We start from the raw sequence: 14,849 nt of genomic DNA on the forward strand, positions 1-14,849 counted from the left end.
GTTACACAGATTACTGTTTTTTTTCATTTTAATGTGTAAGAAGCTAAATAAATGCTTTGACAAACCGTGAAAAGACGTATCTTTGCAGCGGAAATTTATTAGAAAACACACATTATATTAATTTTAGCGATGAAAAAGAATGTATATTTTTTGCTCGCACTTCTGTTGATGGTACTGAGCGCTTGCGATAATGAACCGAAATTTAAAGTCTCAGGTGAGATTAGCGGTGCCGATAATAAGACTTTGTATTTTGAAGCGTCGGGACTGGATGGTATTGTGGCGCTTGATTCTACGAAATTGGGAAGTAATGGAAGTTTCAGCTTTAGCGGAAAACGTCCTGAATCGCCGGAGTTTTATCGTTTGCGCCTAGATAATAAGGTGATTAATTTTTCGGTTGACTCTATTGAGGCACTGACAGTGAAGGCTGGAGCTAATGACTTTGCAACAGGATATTCTATTGAAGGTTCGGAAAATAATACGAAGATTAAAGAATTGGTATTATTGCTGGCTGATTTGCAGAAACGCGTAGATCAATTGGCCCATAACCGTAACATTCCGGCCGGAGTTGCTCAGGACAGTTTGGTGTCAATGGTCAATAACTATAAGAATAAAGTGAAACGTGAATATATCTTTGCGGCTCCTAATATGACTTATGCATATTTTGCCTTGTTTCAGGCTTTGAATGGGTATATGCTTTTTGATCCATTGACCAATAAGGATGATGTTAAGTGCTTTGCAGCTGTGGCAACCAGTCTGAATAATACTTATCCGCACGCAGACCGTTCTCGAAACCTTTATAATATGGTTATTAAAGGTATGAAGAACACACGCACTCCCCGCCAGACAGAACTGGATATTCCGCAAGACAAGATAAAAGAGGCTACCATCATTGATATTGAGTTGAAAGATATCAAAGGCAATGTACGTCGTTTGACTGACTTGAAAGGGAAGGTGATATTGATTGATTTTACGGTTTACAACAATGCTATGTCGGCGGTTCATAATCTGGCTTTGCGCGAGTTATATAATAAGTATGCCTCTCAAGGACTGGAAATTTTCCAGATTTCGTTGGATGCCGATGAACATTTTTGGAAGACCTCTTCCGACAATTTGCCGTGGATTTGTGTGCGTGATGCTAATGGGGCATATTCTCAGTATGTTACATTGTATAGTGTGACTAATCTGCCAGCTGTTTTCTTGGTGAACCGAGCTAACGAATTAAGCGCACGTGGTGAAACGATTACTGATTTGGAAGAATCTATCAAAAAACTCTTGTAAAAACATAATAATGAGTCTGATTTGTTTAAACATGTTACATAGCATGGCTTTGGACTTGACTTGTATTGCTTAAAAAGCTATCTTTGCAAAACTTAAAATAATAGAGAGGGTTCCGACATCTTCAGTGTCGGAATTCTTTTTGTTTTTATAGGACCGAGTATAAACAATGAAAAATATATAATAATTAAAAAGGAGGAAAACATTATGGCTTATATGTCAGAAGAGGGTTACAAACAACTGGTGGAAGAGTTGAGATACTTGGAATCAGTAGAACGTCCCAAAATTGTATCGGCTATTGCGGAAGCTCGTGACAAAGGTGATTTGTCGGAGAATGCAGAGTATGATGCTGCAAAGGAAGCACAGGGCTTGTTGGAAATGAAGATTAATCAGTTGAAAACTACTATCGGTGATGCTAAGATTATCGATACGTCAAAACTGAAAAACGACACAGTCCAGATTTTGAGTAAAGTAGAGTTGAAGAACGCTAAAACAGGCATGAAGATGGCTTACACTATCGTGGCTGAAAGCGAAGCAAACTTGAAACTGGGTAAGATTTCTGTTAACACACCGATTGCGCAAGGTTTATTAGGCAAAAAGGTAGGTGATGTGGCTGAAATCACTATCCCTCAGGGAAAAATCAGTTTGGAAGTAGTAAACATTTCGTTTTAATGTATAAGGCAGGGTCGTTTCGTGCGGTTCTGCCTTTTTAAATACTCATTGATATGGCAACAATATTTAGTAAGATTATCGCAGGTGAGATTCCCAGCTACAAGGTGGCCGAGAATGAAGAATTTTACGCTTTTCTGGATATCAATCCGTTAGCAAAAGGACATACGTTGGTAGTGCCTAAGCGTGAAGTGGATTATATCTTCGATTTGACAGATGATGAATTGGCTTCTATGCATGTATTTGCAAAGAAAGTGGCATTGGCCATACAGAAATCCTTCCCGTGTAAGAAGGTGGGAGAAGCTGTTATTGGTCTTGAAGTACCCCATGCTCATATTCATTTAATCCCAATTCAAAAGGAATCGGATATGATTTTCTCAAATCCTAAATTAAAACTTGCTGACGAAGAGTTTATTGAGATAGCTAGAGCAATTAATGAAGCCTGGGAAGGTCTGAAATAAGTAATCCTCTTTTTCTATATATTATAAAAAGGGCGTATCTTGGTTGAAAGATGCGCCCTCTGTTTTTTATATGAATCCGGAACGGTCTTGTCTGTTACACGAACCTGTCTCCTAGTTTAATCTGGACATCGTTGACAAACTTACGGATGGCACTTTCGTCATCTTTTTTGCAGATAAGCAGCACATTGTCGGTTGCAGCCACCAGATAACCTTCTAGGTCTTGGATCACTGCTAACTTTCCTTCCGGTACCACAACCACATTCTGTTTGCAATTATATAATAAGGAATTGCCGTTAATTGCTACATTCTCATTCTCGTCTTTTGGCGCGACATCATAAAGAGAACTCCAGGTTCCCAAATCAGCCCATCCGAAGTCACATAGTTGTACAAAGACATTGTTTGCTTTTTCCATGATGCCGTAATCAATAGATATGTTAGGACATGAAGCAAAGTCTTCTTCGCCTTCGGATAATTTGGAGCACACTTCCGGCATTATTTCGTTGAATGCATTGATAATTGTGTTGATATTCCAAAGGAAAATTCCGGAATTCCAATAGAACTCCCCGCTTTCAACGAATACTTTGGCAAAGTCCAGTTGCGGTTTCTCGATAAAGGTTTTGACTTTAAAGAAATCCCCTTGTTTCTCTTCATCTATCTGTATGTAGCCATAACCGGTTTCCGGGCGGTTGGGCTTAATCCCTAGAGTAAGCAATTGTGGAGACTGTGAAACAAATTCCAGTCCTTTTATGATGGCCTCTTTAAATTCATCTTCTTTCAGAATCAGATGGTCAGACGGTGCAACGATGACATTTGCATTGGGGTTTATTTCTTTAATATGATAGGAAGCCCATGCAATGCACGGTGCCGTGCTTCTTCTTGTCGGTTCCAATAAAATTTGTTCTTCTTTTAATTCAGGAAGTTGCTCTTGGACTAATTCCTTATATAGCACATTGGTTGTTACGAATATATTCTCTAATGGGACGATTTTCTTGTATCTGTCGAATGTCTGTTGGATAAGAGAACGTCCTGTACCAAAGAAATCAAGGAATTGCTTAGGGAGATTTTTACGGCTATATGGCCAAAATCGGCTTCCGATACCTCCCCCCATGATTACACAATAATTATTGCTGTTCGTCATGATATTGAATCGTTTTAAAGTTTGTGCTAATATAGGGCTTATTTTTATATTTCCCTTGTTCAATCTACCATAAATGATGGTATATTTATCTTTTTTTGAAAAAAAACGCCGAAAAGTTTGCAGGTATGAAAAAAAGTCGTACCTTTGCAACCGCAATCGAGAAACAAACAATGTTTCAAGAGATGCCCAGATGGCGGAATCGGTAGACGCGCTGGTCTCAAACACCAGTGGATTCACTTCCATCCCGGTTCGACCCCGGGTCTGGGTACAAGAATGAAAGCTAAGTAATTGATAATTCATTACTTAGCTTTTTCTTTTGCTTGAATTTTCCCCACACGTGCAAAAAATATAGCAGTAAGTTATTGTTTCCTTTGGTTGAACGTAGTAAATAAGTTACCTTTGAAAAGAAATAAAGCCTATTAAATAAAAGTAATGGAACAAGGTGTTTGGCAAGAGATAGAACTGTTGTACCAGAAGTTTCAAAAACTTGGTATCAGTGAAGCGGTGGACTATGATAAGTACTACCTTTATTCTCTCATTACCCATTCCACAGCCATAGAAGGCTCAACATTGACCGAACTTGATACGCAGCTTCTCTTTGACGAGGGAGTAACAGCGAAAGGGAAACCGCTTGTTCATCATCTGATGAATGAGGATTTGAAGCAAGCGTATGAACTTGCCAAAACTGAATCAGACGGTCTTGTAACGATAACTCCTGCTTTTCTACAAAGGTTAAATGCTGCGTTGATGCGTACCACAGGCAGCGTTCACAGTGTGATGGGTGGCTCTTTTGATTCTTCTAAAGGAGAGTTTCGCTTATGTGGTGTTACGGCTGGTGTTGGCGGACATTCTTATATGAACTATTTGAAAGTTCCTGCTAAGGTGGATGAACTTTGCGTTCTACTGCAAGAGAAGCAAAAGACCGTGGGAACATTTCGGGAACAATATGAATTGAGTTTTAATGCCCACCTTAATTTAGTAACCATACATCCATGGGTGGATGGTAACGGCAGAACAGCTAGATTGCTGATGAACTATATCCAGTTTTGCTATCACCTTTTCCCTACCAAGATATTCAAAGAGGATAGAGAAGAATATATCCTTTCCCTACGGCAATGTCAGGACGAAGAAACCAACCTGCCTTTCTTGGACTTTATGGCAGAACAGTTGAAAAAATCGCTTTCTTTGGAGATTGAAAGGTTTAAAGTTTCGCAGAAGAAAGGATTCAGTTTTATGTTTTGATATGTATATCGGTACCTTTAATATTATATTAAGACAAGAATTGCTATTTATGGATTAGAGTAACTTTGTGTAGAATTAAAAAAGTTTAATATGGACTTAGTGCAAATTTATCATAAAGCAAATATTTTGATTGCTCAAACTTACGGTATAACAGGTGTACCGGAAAAAGGATATGTTATCGTTATTGTTAATAATGTTAGATATATTGTATATTTCTACAAAATAGAAAGTGGTTGGAATATTGAGAAAGTAGAAGAATGCTTATAACTGCCTTCAAAATGGTGGACAGTGCCCCTTTTTTATTTATTAGTTGAATCCAATTTTTATGTTTATCTTCTATATAGTTTATTTGAGTGCCTACTTATTGTTATTTTCTTTATAGTGAGCAAACCCAATAGGTCTACGTTCTGTTTGTTTATTAATATGCTTTTGTTTCTCTGCTAATTGTGATAGTGCCAAGTAAATATCATCAAGCTTTTTTCGGGTATCTTCGCTAAGGTCATTGACTGCTGCTATTGTGTCTTCATTGTCTTCTTCCAACATTTTCATGCGTTGTTTTAGTTCTTCGATTTCCTTAGTTGTGCTATTTAAGGAAGACAAGTATTGGCGTACTGTAACGAAAGCACGCATGATAGATATGTTTATTTCGATGGCAGATTCGCTGTTTAGTACAGATGAAAGCATAGCAACGCCTTGCTCAGTAAAAGCGAAAGGCATATATCGTGTACCACCTCTTTTGTTTGAGGACGCAATTTGCGACCTCAAACTTTCAAACTCTTCCTTTGTCAATTCGAACATGAAATCGCTGGGGAAGCGTTTGAGGTTTCTTCTTACTGCTTCTTTCAGTCGTTTAGTTTCACTCCCATAAAGTTCAGCTAAATCAAAGTCGAGCATTATCTTTTGACCTCTGACTTCGTATATTTTATTCTGAATAACCTGTAATTCCATAATTTATAAGCTGTTTATATAAAGAACTATTCAAACTTTAGTATAAGAGAACGCCTATTTTTAAGCATTATGAATTTGGCACACAGCGTGTGCCGAATCTTGCTTTTCTAATTCGGCGAATGGCATCCGTCAATTTGGTATAGTGAATTTGGCGGTTGCTGACCGCCGAATCTCTAATCCAAACATATCATAGTCTAATATTGGCATGATTCACTAACGATTCAAAGTTCATCTTTTTACTTTTTGTGCAAAGTTACTATTTTTATTTTCAAAGCTTTAATTCAGGTAGACTATTAATAGCCCCTTCCTTCAACTTATCCACTGCACGGGTCTATTTCTCCGTATGTTTCAACCCACTATGTCCGAGCAAACTGGCTACCGTTTTAATATTAGCACCATTGTTAAGGATATTCACTGCAAATGAGTGGGGGGCGCAATGCCAGCTAATGTGCTTATCAATTCCTGCCCTCTTTACCCAACGTCTTAGTGACTTGGAGTAACTTTCATAAGTCGGCAAGTCGAAAATAAGTACATCTTTGTTTCCATCCGCAGGGGCTTCACCGATGATAGAGAGTAAACCATCATTCAAAGGGATGACTACACCACTGGCAGAAGAATGACCTTTCGTCTTATTCTGTTCAAACTTCAACAATTTGTTCGAGTAGTTTATATTTTTATAAGTAAGGTCTTTCACATCACAAAAGCGCAAGCCACAATACAGGCAGAAGATAAACGCACGTCTTACCATCGGATTTTCATTCTTATAGTGGCAATTGATGAGAACCTGTCTCTCCGCAATAAACGCTGAAAATCAGTAAATTGCAAAATAAACACCCAGTTTTACACCCAAGAATGTAAATTGGGCGTTTTTTGTATATTCTTAACTGTTGAAGTCTTTCCTGAGCTGTAATAGTTGTTTGTTACTTATCTAATTTATATGTTTACTCCTCCCCTCTAAATTTCTACTGCCCCAGATTAAATTCTTCCGCCGGATCAAATGTCTGCACGTTGAACCGGAAGCGATAGCGGGAGGTGGCGTTTGTCAAAAAGGGGAGACAAACTAATCCAATCACCCGGCACAGAATATGTACGGAGCCTGACACAATGACATATATACATGCAGGCTTATGCGTACGTCCGTGTAGCCCGATGCGTATATACGTGTAGGCTTATGCGTACGTCCGTGTAGGCTTGTGTCACCGTATGTGTGAAGCCTGATGCGTACAACATTTAAAAATAGGCAGCCCACACTGAATGTTGAAAAAAGACCTTTGTGTTTCCCAAAAAGCTCTTTATGTTTCCAAAAAACTTCACCACCTTTCCAAAAAACTTCAGCGCCTTTCCAAAAAACTTCACCATCTTTTTAAAAAAGTTCGGCATGTTTTTAAGGTAGGGGTAGATTACATCCCCTCACAAAGCTGCTCATTCCTTCTTCTCCGTTCATCCTTACATTTTAAATTTAACGCACTGACGAACAGTTGGTTAAAGATGACAGGACATCCCCTCATCCTCCCTTCAGCCATGCTTTCCAAGTCCCTTCACAATCTGCCTTCAGCAATTTCCTTTTTGACGAATGAAAGGAGGCTGAAAGGGTGGTGACGAGGTATCCACTCACTACCGGTTCCCTTATCAACAGATGAATGAGGGGTTGAAGAATGCCTACGAACAGGCAAGAGAAGAAGCAGGGCGCAAAGCTGCCTTGATACATATCACTGGAAGTGTTCATGATGTAACGGACGTACTTCCCGGTTGTTGATGAACTACATTCAGTTGTAGAAACAGGAAACAAGACATTTTCTCAATAAAAAGAAAATGAGAGTATGATTCTAATATTTAATAGCCACTTTGATAAGTAGGTGAATCGAATGGCTAATAGATTTTCCCGCTGCTTGTTCCGAGCATGAACCAACAGCGGGGTTGTTTGTAGGGATTTACTTTGTGGGAGGATTTATCCCACTACTAGTAATTGGAGGCAAATGGCGAGTATGAAATAAGCTATATAGCAGGCAACGGAGACAGCTAAGGAGACAAGCAGTTGTTTCACAAAAGATTTTTCTTTCCGCATATAATTGTAATTGAACGTTGCGCCTATGATTCCAAATAAAGCACCGATTAGTCCGCCTAGGAGGATAAGTAACACAGGCAGTCCACCCACAATATACTCGCGGGTAGACAGGCGTTCTTCCAAATCGATTTTTCGCCCGCGGAACACTGCGACATGGACAAAGTCAAGTCCGTAGACGACCTTTATTTCTTCTTGTTCTCCATTGGTATTGGTTATATGATACTTCGGATTAAACCGTCCTTGTCTTTTAATCTCTCTTCCGTCTTGATATAAACGTTGTTTAAAAGGGCCGTACTCTAATTTTAAATTGCCTTGTGCGCCTTCCAGTGTAAAATTCAATTCTCTTGCCATAGTATTTATTTTAGATGTTGTTCCTTTTTAAGTTGTCGGTAGATATCGGGTAGTCTGTCGTCTTGAAAAGACGTTATCTGAAAAGAACCGCTTTCTATCCTTCCGTTTACTTGCGGGTTTGTAATAACAGAATCGTTGAAAATAAAGGCTATTTGCCGTCCTATCGCTTTTTCCGTTTCGTCCGCCCATTTGTTTTGCTTGTGTTGACTCACTTTTCCGGTTATTGCATATCTGCCGAAGGCGTCGGTGTCCAGTCGGAGTGCACTAAAGTCTTTTACAGTCACAATCGGTTCAGGGTCAATGCTGTCTTTTTGTTCGGATATGATGTGATACCATCCGTTCTCATACTGTCGTGACTTGTGGTTTCGGTTGCATGAAGCAAGGCATGAGGTGAGGCAGGCAATGGGAAGGAGTATGCCAAATAGATTTCTGAGTTCCATATTTGATTGATTTATCTGTTTTTCAATGTCTTTCTTATCGATAGGCTTACATACGGCTCTTCTGGCTCTGTCCGGCTCCTGTTCCTTTATACTTGTTCTTTGCAGCATTGAACTTGTAGCGCAGGGTGAAAGTGACCTGTCGGAACTGGGTGATATAATCGCTCATCGTGCGTATGCCACTGTATATCACTACGTCCGCATCATCGGTTTCTAAAAGATTATTGGCTTGCAGTTGCATGCTCAGCCGGTTGTCGAAGAAGGCTTTGTATAAAGCCAGCGAAACATTGCACGCATCTTTTTGCTGGTACATGTTCTGGTTGTGTCCGCAAGTGGTGTAGGCGGCGTTTACATCCAGTAATATACCGGCAGGCAGCGAGAAGTTATTGCGCCAGACGAATGTGCCGACAGGATTGTTGAGTGACATCATGCCGTTGTGGGTTTTGATGGAGAACCACTGCTTGTAGAGCTCTGCCGTGAACTGCGGTTTCCACAGCCCGACGGTGGGCGCCACTGTCAGTGATGCTGTCATGCGGTCGTAGGATTCGGTGTTTACCACTTTCAGTAGTGAAATGGTGGGGTTCTCTTCCGAATAGTTTTCTGATATCTGCATCATGTCGTCTTTCACGCGGCTGTATCCCACGGAGACATTCAGCCATTGGTAAGAGGCTGACAGCAAGATGTTTTGCGTCATGGTCGGAGTCAGGAAAGGGTTTCCTGTCTGATAGGTATAGCGGTTGGCATAATAGGTGTTGTTTCGCAGATTGTCGTAAGAAGGGCGGGCGATGTCTCCTGCATAGCTGAGCTGCACCTGTGTCTTTCCGATGGGGAAATTGATGTTCAGCGATGGGAATATGTTATCGAACTTACGGCTTTGTACGTCTATGTGTTTGCCTTTTTCGTAGTAGTCGAAGCCCACGTGCTCGTATCGGATGCCTGCCTGTATGCTTACATCACCGAAGGACCGTGTATAGTCCACAAACATGGAGGCTGCCCCTTCCTTTATCTCGCTGTCATCATCGGCAAGGATACCTTCCGGGTTGAGGTAGAGATTGGTGCGTCCGGTATGCGAGTATTCACCTCCAAATGATAAATTGCCTTGCCACAGAGGGTGTGAAAGTACCAGCTTGGCGGCATAAAGTGTATTGTTGTTTTCATTGAAGGTATTGACATGGTTTTCATCGTGTTCGTTGATGATTTCCGTCGTGTTCTGCGTTTCTTTGGTAGGGCTCCATAAGCCGTCGGCATTGAAGTCGATGTTCCAGTTGTTTATCTGTCCGTTGTAGTAATAGTTCAGGTTGTGGCTGGTGGAAGGGTCGTAAAGCATCATCCGGCTGAAACTCTTCTCGTAAAGTTGGTTGTCGGAGAACACTTGTGTGAGATATCGCCAGTCTCCATGGGTAGCCATATAGCGGTCTATGTTGTAGCGGATTCCCATGGAATGTTTTTCATTGAACTGATAACTCATGGCGAGTGTGCCTTCTATGTTGCTGCGTTTTGTCTTGGCGTATGAGCCGTCCATCTTTTGCTGCCATAACTTGTCCAAATGGGTATTGATGATAATCTGCTGGTTGTTTCCGCCCCGCAATGTGCCTCCGAATAAACTGCCGGAGAGGTCGAAGCCGTTTTTGCGGTAGTTGAAGTTGAACTGGTCATAGACGCTCCAGCCATACGTGCGGCGGTTGCGTGTCACGAGCCGGTTGTCGAAGCCGAACCCTTCGCCTTGCGATTTCTTGGTGATGATGCGCACAACGGCTTTCACGGAAGCGTCGTAGCGTGCTCCCGGATTGCGCACCACTTCCACACTCTTTACGTTGTCTGAAGAAAGTTGCTCCAGTTCCGAGCTGCTTCTCACTTTTCTTCCGTTGATGTAGATTTCTGCCGTTCCTCTTCCGAACACATTTACCGTCCCTTCTTCAGCCGAAATACCCGGTATCTTGTCGAGCAAATCGTTTCCTGTACCGGATTTTTCCAATACGCTGCCGGTAACTGTGGTCACCATCGCATCGCCCTTCAGACGCATTTTGGGCAAGTCGGCTTTTACGGTCACTGCACCGAGCTGGTGTGTGTCTGCCGTCAGTTGGACAACACCTATGTCGGCAGGATTTATCGGTCGGTATATGGTGGCATATCCGATAGAGGAGATGCGTATGATTTGGTGTGGGGGTGTTGCGTTCAGACTGAATGTTCCGTCCTCTCCGCTTATCGTTCCGGTCACGAAGGCAGAGTCGGGGAGTGACAGCAGTACCACGTTGGCGTATGGCATCGGTTTGTTCTCTTCGTCTACTAATTTTCCACTGACTGTTTGTGCAAAAAGTCCGGTGATTATGCCTTGGCAAGCCAATATAAGTAATGCAATATTAAGTGCTTTCATATCGTGGTAAATGTGTTCGCTATACTCTTTCGGGGGCAATGTCGCGAAAATTATTGGTATCTACAAGTAAATAGTCGGAAACTTTAGCCGGCGCTACTGTTTTTTAAGTCGGCTCTAACTGCATTTATCGGGAGCGGTTTTATACTTTTTAGAGAAGGCGGCTTTATTGATGTTTGCGATAAAGGCTCTGGGGGTAATTCCTTTGTAGCGTTTAAAATTGCGGTTGAAGGTTGCATAGGATTTGAATCCACATTGTTCTGATAAAGTGCCGAGGTCTAGGGTCGGTTCTTTGTGTATGGCGGCTATAGCGTAATCGATACGGAGATTATTAATCCATGTAGTAAAGTCCATGCCGGTACACATGTTGACAGCCTTTGACACATAGTCACGGTTACTTTTTACTTCTTTGGTAACGAATTCAATAGACAAATCCTTGCTTAAGAATCTGTTGTGGTCTATGACAACGGTATGAATGTATGCGAATAAGGTCGCATTTTGCTGTGTCGGGCTTTTGGGGCGGTCTATGTTTTTGGATGGGGAGATAACAGTTGCCTTCTGCTGTTTGTCCTGCCGGTTGTTGACAGTCTCTTGAAGCGGTGCTTTCTTCTTGGCTTTGTTTTGCGAACTGGTGATTTTCCATTTTATAAGGTAGAATGCAATGGGGCTGAGTGCAATAAATATCATAATACTTATGATGATTGCATACGTCAAATGGCGGGAATATTCCAATTCTGTGTCTTTTTTCTCCAGGTTGAATTGGAGTTCTTGAATTTCAAGCCGGTCTGCCAAGTTTTTGCTGTCTTTTTCCTTTTGCATTTCATTGTAAATTTGTTGAACAGAGTCTCTGTGAGCAATTAATTCGAGTGCTTTCTTATATTGTTTGGTAGAACGACAGAAATGGCTGAAACTGGTTAGTGCCTCAATTTGTCTTTCTAATAATGGGGCTACTTGGCTGGACTCTTTCATTAAAGGCTCTACCATTGAGTAATAATAGTTTGCTTGTTGTTCTTTTTGATGTTTATGTAATAAGTTTGCTAAATAAGAAAAAGTTGATAACGAATAATTAGGCAGATTCTTTATATTGGGATTGGTTTCAATGGCTTTGTTTATGAAATATATGGCAGAGTCTTCTTTTTCTTCAATGATGTAGCTTTCAGACATTTTACAGTTAAGGAAGAAACTGTTCCTTTCTTTTCCGTTTAATCTTTCAGATAAAACAATGCGTGCGCTATCTGGCTTGTGGAGACCTAAACAGCACGTTACTAACAGATTTTGGATAGAAGGAGAAATCGTGACTATTTCTTTATTATGCTTGATAGCATCATTATAATAATACAGGGCTTTAGAGTAATTTTTATTATCAGCTAATAGCTTGATTAATGGTGGTAAACAAGTGTTCTCAAAGTTACTTAACTGATTGGCTATGATTAATTGGTATGCCTCTTCGTACGTAGAGATAGCTTGATTATAATCACCTAACCTACTTAGGTGATTAGCGATAATGAGTAAATCATCAACAATATATTGGGGAATATTGGCTATACGGTGCTCTTTAAGTAATTCAAACCAAATAGGTAGATATTCTTCTTGTTTTCCTCTTCTGTTAAGTAATTGAGCTTTGAGCCGTTTCACTTTCCATTTTTCTTCTTGAGTTAATGAATAATTTGTTTCTAGCTCATGAATATAATTAAATTCTATGTCCGATATTATAGTATTTGTATTTCTAAGTTCTAATTTATTGCATAGCTCAATTACACGCAATAGTATGCTTTTTCGTTCTCTGTTTGAAGCAAATGGTAAGAAATGCATTAACAAATCTTTTTGTTTTTGTATTGTGTTTGCTTTATTTTCATTTCTTTCTGCTATTTGGATAGCATACTTTACTTGTTCGTTGATAGGTTGCTTTTGTATTATGATTAATAGCGAATCAAAGGAAGATGATGAAATTGCAACTTTAGAGCATATTTGTTGCAATTCATAAACTTCCTTTTGCTTGTGTTTAGTGCAACAGATGCATAAGCATAATAAAAGGATTAAATATAAGATCTTCACTTATAATAGTTCCTTTAGACGAAAGTTATAGCTCGATATGCACAGACACTAGCACAATCGGCACATTCGTTACAATAATTTTCGTTTTTCAACACTACAAGTTGTGATTCTTTATCTATGTAAAGAAGACCAATAGAACATGCCTCTACACACTCTCCACATCCATTGCATTTTTTTTGGTCAATTTTCCATTTTCCTACTGGCATTGGCTCTTTTTTAGAGTTCCCCAATGATTCTTTGTTTTCCATAATTCTAGTGTTTTAAATGTTAGTTTTATCAAAATTACTCATTCTAATTAAAATAACAAGCCAAACTGCAAGGAAAAATACTTTTTATTTTCATAAGAAGGATTACCGTTGGCTTTCTCATATTCTCCTTCTATACCAATAAACCATTGTAAGTCAGACGTATGAGTGTATAAAATAGAGGCTCGGGCACTCCATCGAGGCTCTGTTAAAATATTAAAGTTTTCTTCTAACCTCTCCGGATTCTTCCACAACTTGATATCCGGCATACTTTGACCGGTTTGTGATTGTTCTTTCTTCATTATATCTCCGCTTCCTTTGCCATATTTTAATCCTATTCTGCAATTCATCTCTCCCGATTTCAGCCTGAGACTGTGAGTGAGGGTACTATGCAGCGTAAAGCGGTGTGCCGGTTGTACATATTTAATAGGATAAAAGAAAATAGTCTGTTTACTTGTATTATACAGAACGCCCGAGACGAGCGAAAACTGCGGATGTTGGTCGTCTCGCAGTCGGTAATACCCATATTCCAAAGCGTATTCATTCTGTTTGGAAGCAGAACGGAGGGCTTTTCCGTACGTGTGCCATATTCCGTTTACATCCTGTTGCTGAAGCGGGTCGTAACTCTCTGAATTATTGTATACAATGCGTACATTCCATTCATGGAAGTGGGTGGCGGAGTGCCTTGTAAGGCGGGCGTTGTATTTTATCCTCCATAAGTCGGTTTCGCCTTCTTTCTTGTTCTGTATTTGGCGGCTGACTATATCCTGTTCACCCGTCCTTCCGCTAATCTCCTGATATAAATGAAGCGCTCCGAATTTATTTTCTAGTTGTAAAGCTCCTCCCAGTTCTTCCGCACTATAATGCCAGTCGACATTCTCATTTCCCGGCAGTGTCTTGAAGAATCCCAGCGGATAAGAAATAAAGAAAGGATAAGTGCTGTGTGCACCTATATTCTGATAATCGACTTTCTCTTTTTTGCTCGAGTATAGAAAAGAAGCACCCCAGCGAATCGCTTTGTTCTGATAGCCGATGCTGGGAGTAAATTCCCATTCCATCCATTGATTCTTGTTTCTGGGGTCTGTATCTTTCGCTGTCAATTCAACAAGGTAGTCCAACCGACTGCCGACCATCCAATGTGCAGATACCGGTAGAGAGAATGCTCCTGCCAATTGATATTGTTCGGCACTTTGTTTTCCGCTGACCGAATCGCATAGGTTGAGGCTTTGCCAATAGTCGCCTGTCATTCCGTTCCAGTTTATGCGGTGTTTTTGGCTGTTTCTATATCCCATCTTACCATACACAGAAGCTTTTCCCAATTGTTGAAATGACTCACTGTATATGGAGTAATTGTCTGCCGATGAGGGAAAGGCGGTATTACCCAAATTCCCTTTCTGATGGCTGTATCCCGCTTTCGCGATGGAGAATGCATGAAAAGAATTGAAAGACAGACCGATTGGGTTTTCACCGTCCAGCCAACTGTTTTGCCTGTAAATTTCTTCCATAGAATATATATGTAATGAGTCGGGTCGGGCAAAAGTGAGGATACCGGTCATTAGAAGCAATATGGATAATGTGATTCGTTTTCTCAT

14 protein-coding genes, 1 tRNA gene and 1 pseudogene are annotated in these 14,849 nt (G+C 40.4%); 6 read left to right on the forward strand and 10 right to left on the reverse strand.

The features are described 5' to 3' along the window. The first annotated feature begins 129 nt into the window (after positions 1–129). The 3 genes from IR173_RS09675 to IR173_RS09685 all read left to right on the forward strand — a co-directional run bounded on the left by IR173_RS09675 (position 130) and on the right by IR173_RS09685 (position 2,405). A complete protein-coding gene (locus tag IR173_RS09675) occupies positions 130–1,278 on the forward strand; it encodes a DUF4369 domain-containing protein (RefSeq protein ID WP_237039431.1) in 1,149 nt (382 codons plus the stop codon). A gap of 204 nt (positions 1,279–1,482) precedes the next feature. Further along, on the forward strand, positions 1,483–1,947 hold the full coding sequence (gene greA / locus IR173_RS09680) for a transcription elongation factor GreA (protein WP_237039432.1): 465 nt from the start codon (positions 1,483–1,485) through the stop codon (positions 1,945–1,947). A gap of 53 nt (positions 1,948–2,000) precedes the next feature. Continuing rightward, positions 2,001–2,405, forward strand: a complete 405-nt coding sequence (locus IR173_RS09685; RefSeq protein ID WP_237039433.1) for an HIT family protein — start codon at positions 2,001–2,003, stop codon at positions 2,403–2,405. 94 nt (positions 2,406–2,499) lie between these two features. Here the strand turns inward: IR173_RS09685 and IR173_RS09690 are convergent, their stop codons facing one another. Next, positions 2,500–3,543, reverse strand: coding sequence for a mannose-1-phosphate guanylyltransferase (locus IR173_RS09690; RefSeq protein WP_237039434.1), 1,044 nt, complete (start codon positions 3,541–3,543; stop codon positions 2,500–2,502). Positions 3,544–3,727: 184 nt separating this feature from the next. Between IR173_RS09690 and IR173_RS09695 the strand changes: the two genes are divergently transcribed. The 3 genes from IR173_RS09695 to IR173_RS09705 all read left to right on the forward strand — a co-directional run bounded on the left by IR173_RS09695 (position 3,728) and on the right by IR173_RS09705 (position 5,052). Next, positions 3,728–3,811 (forward strand) — tRNA-Leu (locus tag IR173_RS09695). A 164-nt stretch (positions 3,812–3,975) separates the two neighbouring features. Next, positions 3,976–4,785: a Fic family protein gene (locus tag IR173_RS09700; protein ID WP_237039435.1), complete on the forward strand. Its 810-nt coding sequence runs from the start codon at positions 3,976–3,978 to the stop codon at positions 4,783–4,785. 90 nt (positions 4,786–4,875) lie between these two features. Next, positions 4,876–5,052 (forward strand): hypothetical protein, encoded by a 177-nt coding sequence (locus IR173_RS09705; RefSeq protein ID WP_237039436.1) that lies wholly within the window; start codon positions 4,876–4,878, stop codon positions 5,050–5,052. Positions 5,053–5,142: 90 nt separating this feature from the next. Here the strand turns inward: IR173_RS09705 and IR173_RS09710 are convergent, their stop codons facing one another. The 9 genes and pseudogenes from IR173_RS09710 to IR173_RS09750 form a co-directional block, all read right to left on the reverse strand. Beyond that, entirely contained in the window at positions 5,143–5,733 is a 591-nt protein-coding gene (locus IR173_RS09710; RefSeq protein WP_237039437.1) for an ORF6N domain-containing protein, read from the reverse strand. A gap of 268 nt (positions 5,734–6,001) precedes the next feature. Then, positions 6,002–6,526: pseudogene (locus IR173_RS09715) on the reverse strand (site-specific integrase); the annotation flags it as partial. 711 nt (positions 6,527–7,237) lie between these two features. Beyond that, positions 7,238–7,459, reverse strand: a complete 222-nt coding sequence (locus IR173_RS09720) for a hypothetical protein (RefSeq protein ID WP_237039438.1) — start codon at positions 7,457–7,459, stop codon at positions 7,238–7,240. A gap of 222 nt (positions 7,460–7,681) precedes the next feature. Beyond that, a complete protein-coding gene (locus tag IR173_RS09725; protein ID WP_237039439.1) occupies positions 7,682–8,149 on the reverse strand; it encodes a hypothetical protein in 468 nt (155 codons plus the stop codon). A gap of 5 nt (positions 8,150–8,154) precedes the next feature. Further along, positions 8,155–8,589, reverse strand: a complete 435-nt coding sequence (locus IR173_RS09730; RefSeq protein ID WP_237039440.1) for a SecDF P1 head subdomain-containing protein — start codon at positions 8,587–8,589, stop codon at positions 8,155–8,157. Between the two features lie 46 nt (positions 8,590–8,635). After that, positions 8,636–10,960, reverse strand: a complete 2,325-nt coding sequence (locus tag IR173_RS09735) for an outer membrane beta-barrel family protein (RefSeq protein ID WP_237039441.1) — start codon at positions 10,958–10,960, stop codon at positions 8,636–8,638. A 114-nt stretch (positions 10,961–11,074) separates the two neighbouring features. Further along, positions 11,075–12,934 carry an AraC family transcriptional regulator gene (locus tag IR173_RS09740; protein ID WP_237039442.1) on the reverse strand — a complete coding sequence of 620 codons (1,860 nt, stop codon included), beginning with the start codon at positions 12,932–12,934 and terminating at the stop codon, positions 11,075–11,077. A gap of 92 nt (positions 12,935–13,026) precedes the next feature. Continuing rightward, complete coding sequence (locus tag IR173_RS09745) at positions 13,027–13,260, reverse strand: ATP-binding protein (RefSeq protein ID WP_237039443.1); 234 nt, start codon at positions 13,258–13,260, stop codon at positions 13,027–13,029. A gap of 47 nt (positions 13,261–13,307) precedes the next feature. Next, positions 13,308–14,849: a DUF6850 family outer membrane beta-barrel protein gene (locus IR173_RS09750; RefSeq protein ID WP_237039444.1), complete on the reverse strand. Its 1,542-nt coding sequence runs from the start codon at positions 14,847–14,849 to the stop codon at positions 13,308–13,310.

It is taken from the genome of Phocaeicola faecalis, from assembly GCF_021730445.1.
GTDB lineage: Bacteria > Bacteroidota > Bacteroidia > Bacteroidales > Bacteroidaceae > Phocaeicola > Phocaeicola faecalis.

Bases quoted from the DNA above. Each gene is read 5' to 3' on its own strand.
- IR173_RS09675 (WP_237039431.1), top strand. From the start codon at position 130: ATGAAAAAGAATGTATATTTTTTGCTCGCACTTCTGTTGATGGTACTG.
- greA (WP_237039432.1), top strand. From the start codon at position 1,483: ATGGCTTATATGTCAGAAGAGGGTTACAAACAACTGGTGGAAGAGTTG.
- IR173_RS09685 (WP_237039433.1), top strand. From the start codon at position 2,001: ATGGCAACAATATTTAGTAAGATTATCGCAGGTGAGATTCCCAGCTAC.
- IR173_RS09690 (WP_237039434.1), bottom strand. From the start codon at position 3,543: ATGACGAACAGCAATAATTATTGTGTAATCATGGGGGGAGGTATCGGA.
- IR173_RS09700 (WP_237039435.1), top strand. From the start codon at position 3,976: ATGGAACAAGGTGTTTGGCAAGAGATAGAACTGTTGTACCAGAAGTTT.
- IR173_RS09705 (WP_237039436.1), top strand. From the start codon at position 4,876: ATGGACTTAGTGCAAATTTATCATAAAGCAAATATTTTGATTGCTCAA.
- IR173_RS09710 (WP_237039437.1), bottom strand. From the start codon at position 5,733: ATGGAATTACAGGTTATTCAGAATAAAATATACGAAGTCAGAGGTCAA.
- IR173_RS09720 (WP_237039438.1), bottom strand. From the start codon at position 7,459: ATGAACACTTCCAGTGATATGTATCAAGGCAGCTTTGCGCCCTGCTTC.
- IR173_RS09725 (WP_237039439.1), bottom strand. From the start codon at position 8,149: ATGGCAAGAGAATTGAATTTTACACTGGAAGGCGCACAAGGCAATTTA.
- IR173_RS09730 (WP_237039440.1), bottom strand. From the start codon at position 8,589: ATGGAACTCAGAAATCTATTTGGCATACTCCTTCCCATTGCCTGCCTC.
- IR173_RS09735 (WP_237039441.1), bottom strand. From the start codon at position 10,960: ATGAAAGCACTTAATATTGCATTACTTATATTGGCTTGCCAAGGCATA.
- IR173_RS09745 (WP_237039443.1), bottom strand. From the start codon at position 13,260: ATGGAAAACAAAGAATCATTGGGGAACTCTAAAAAAGAGCCAATGCCA.
- IR173_RS09750 (WP_237039444.1), bottom strand. From the start codon at position 14,849: ATGAGAAAACGAATCACATTATCCATATTGCTTCTAATGACCGGTATC.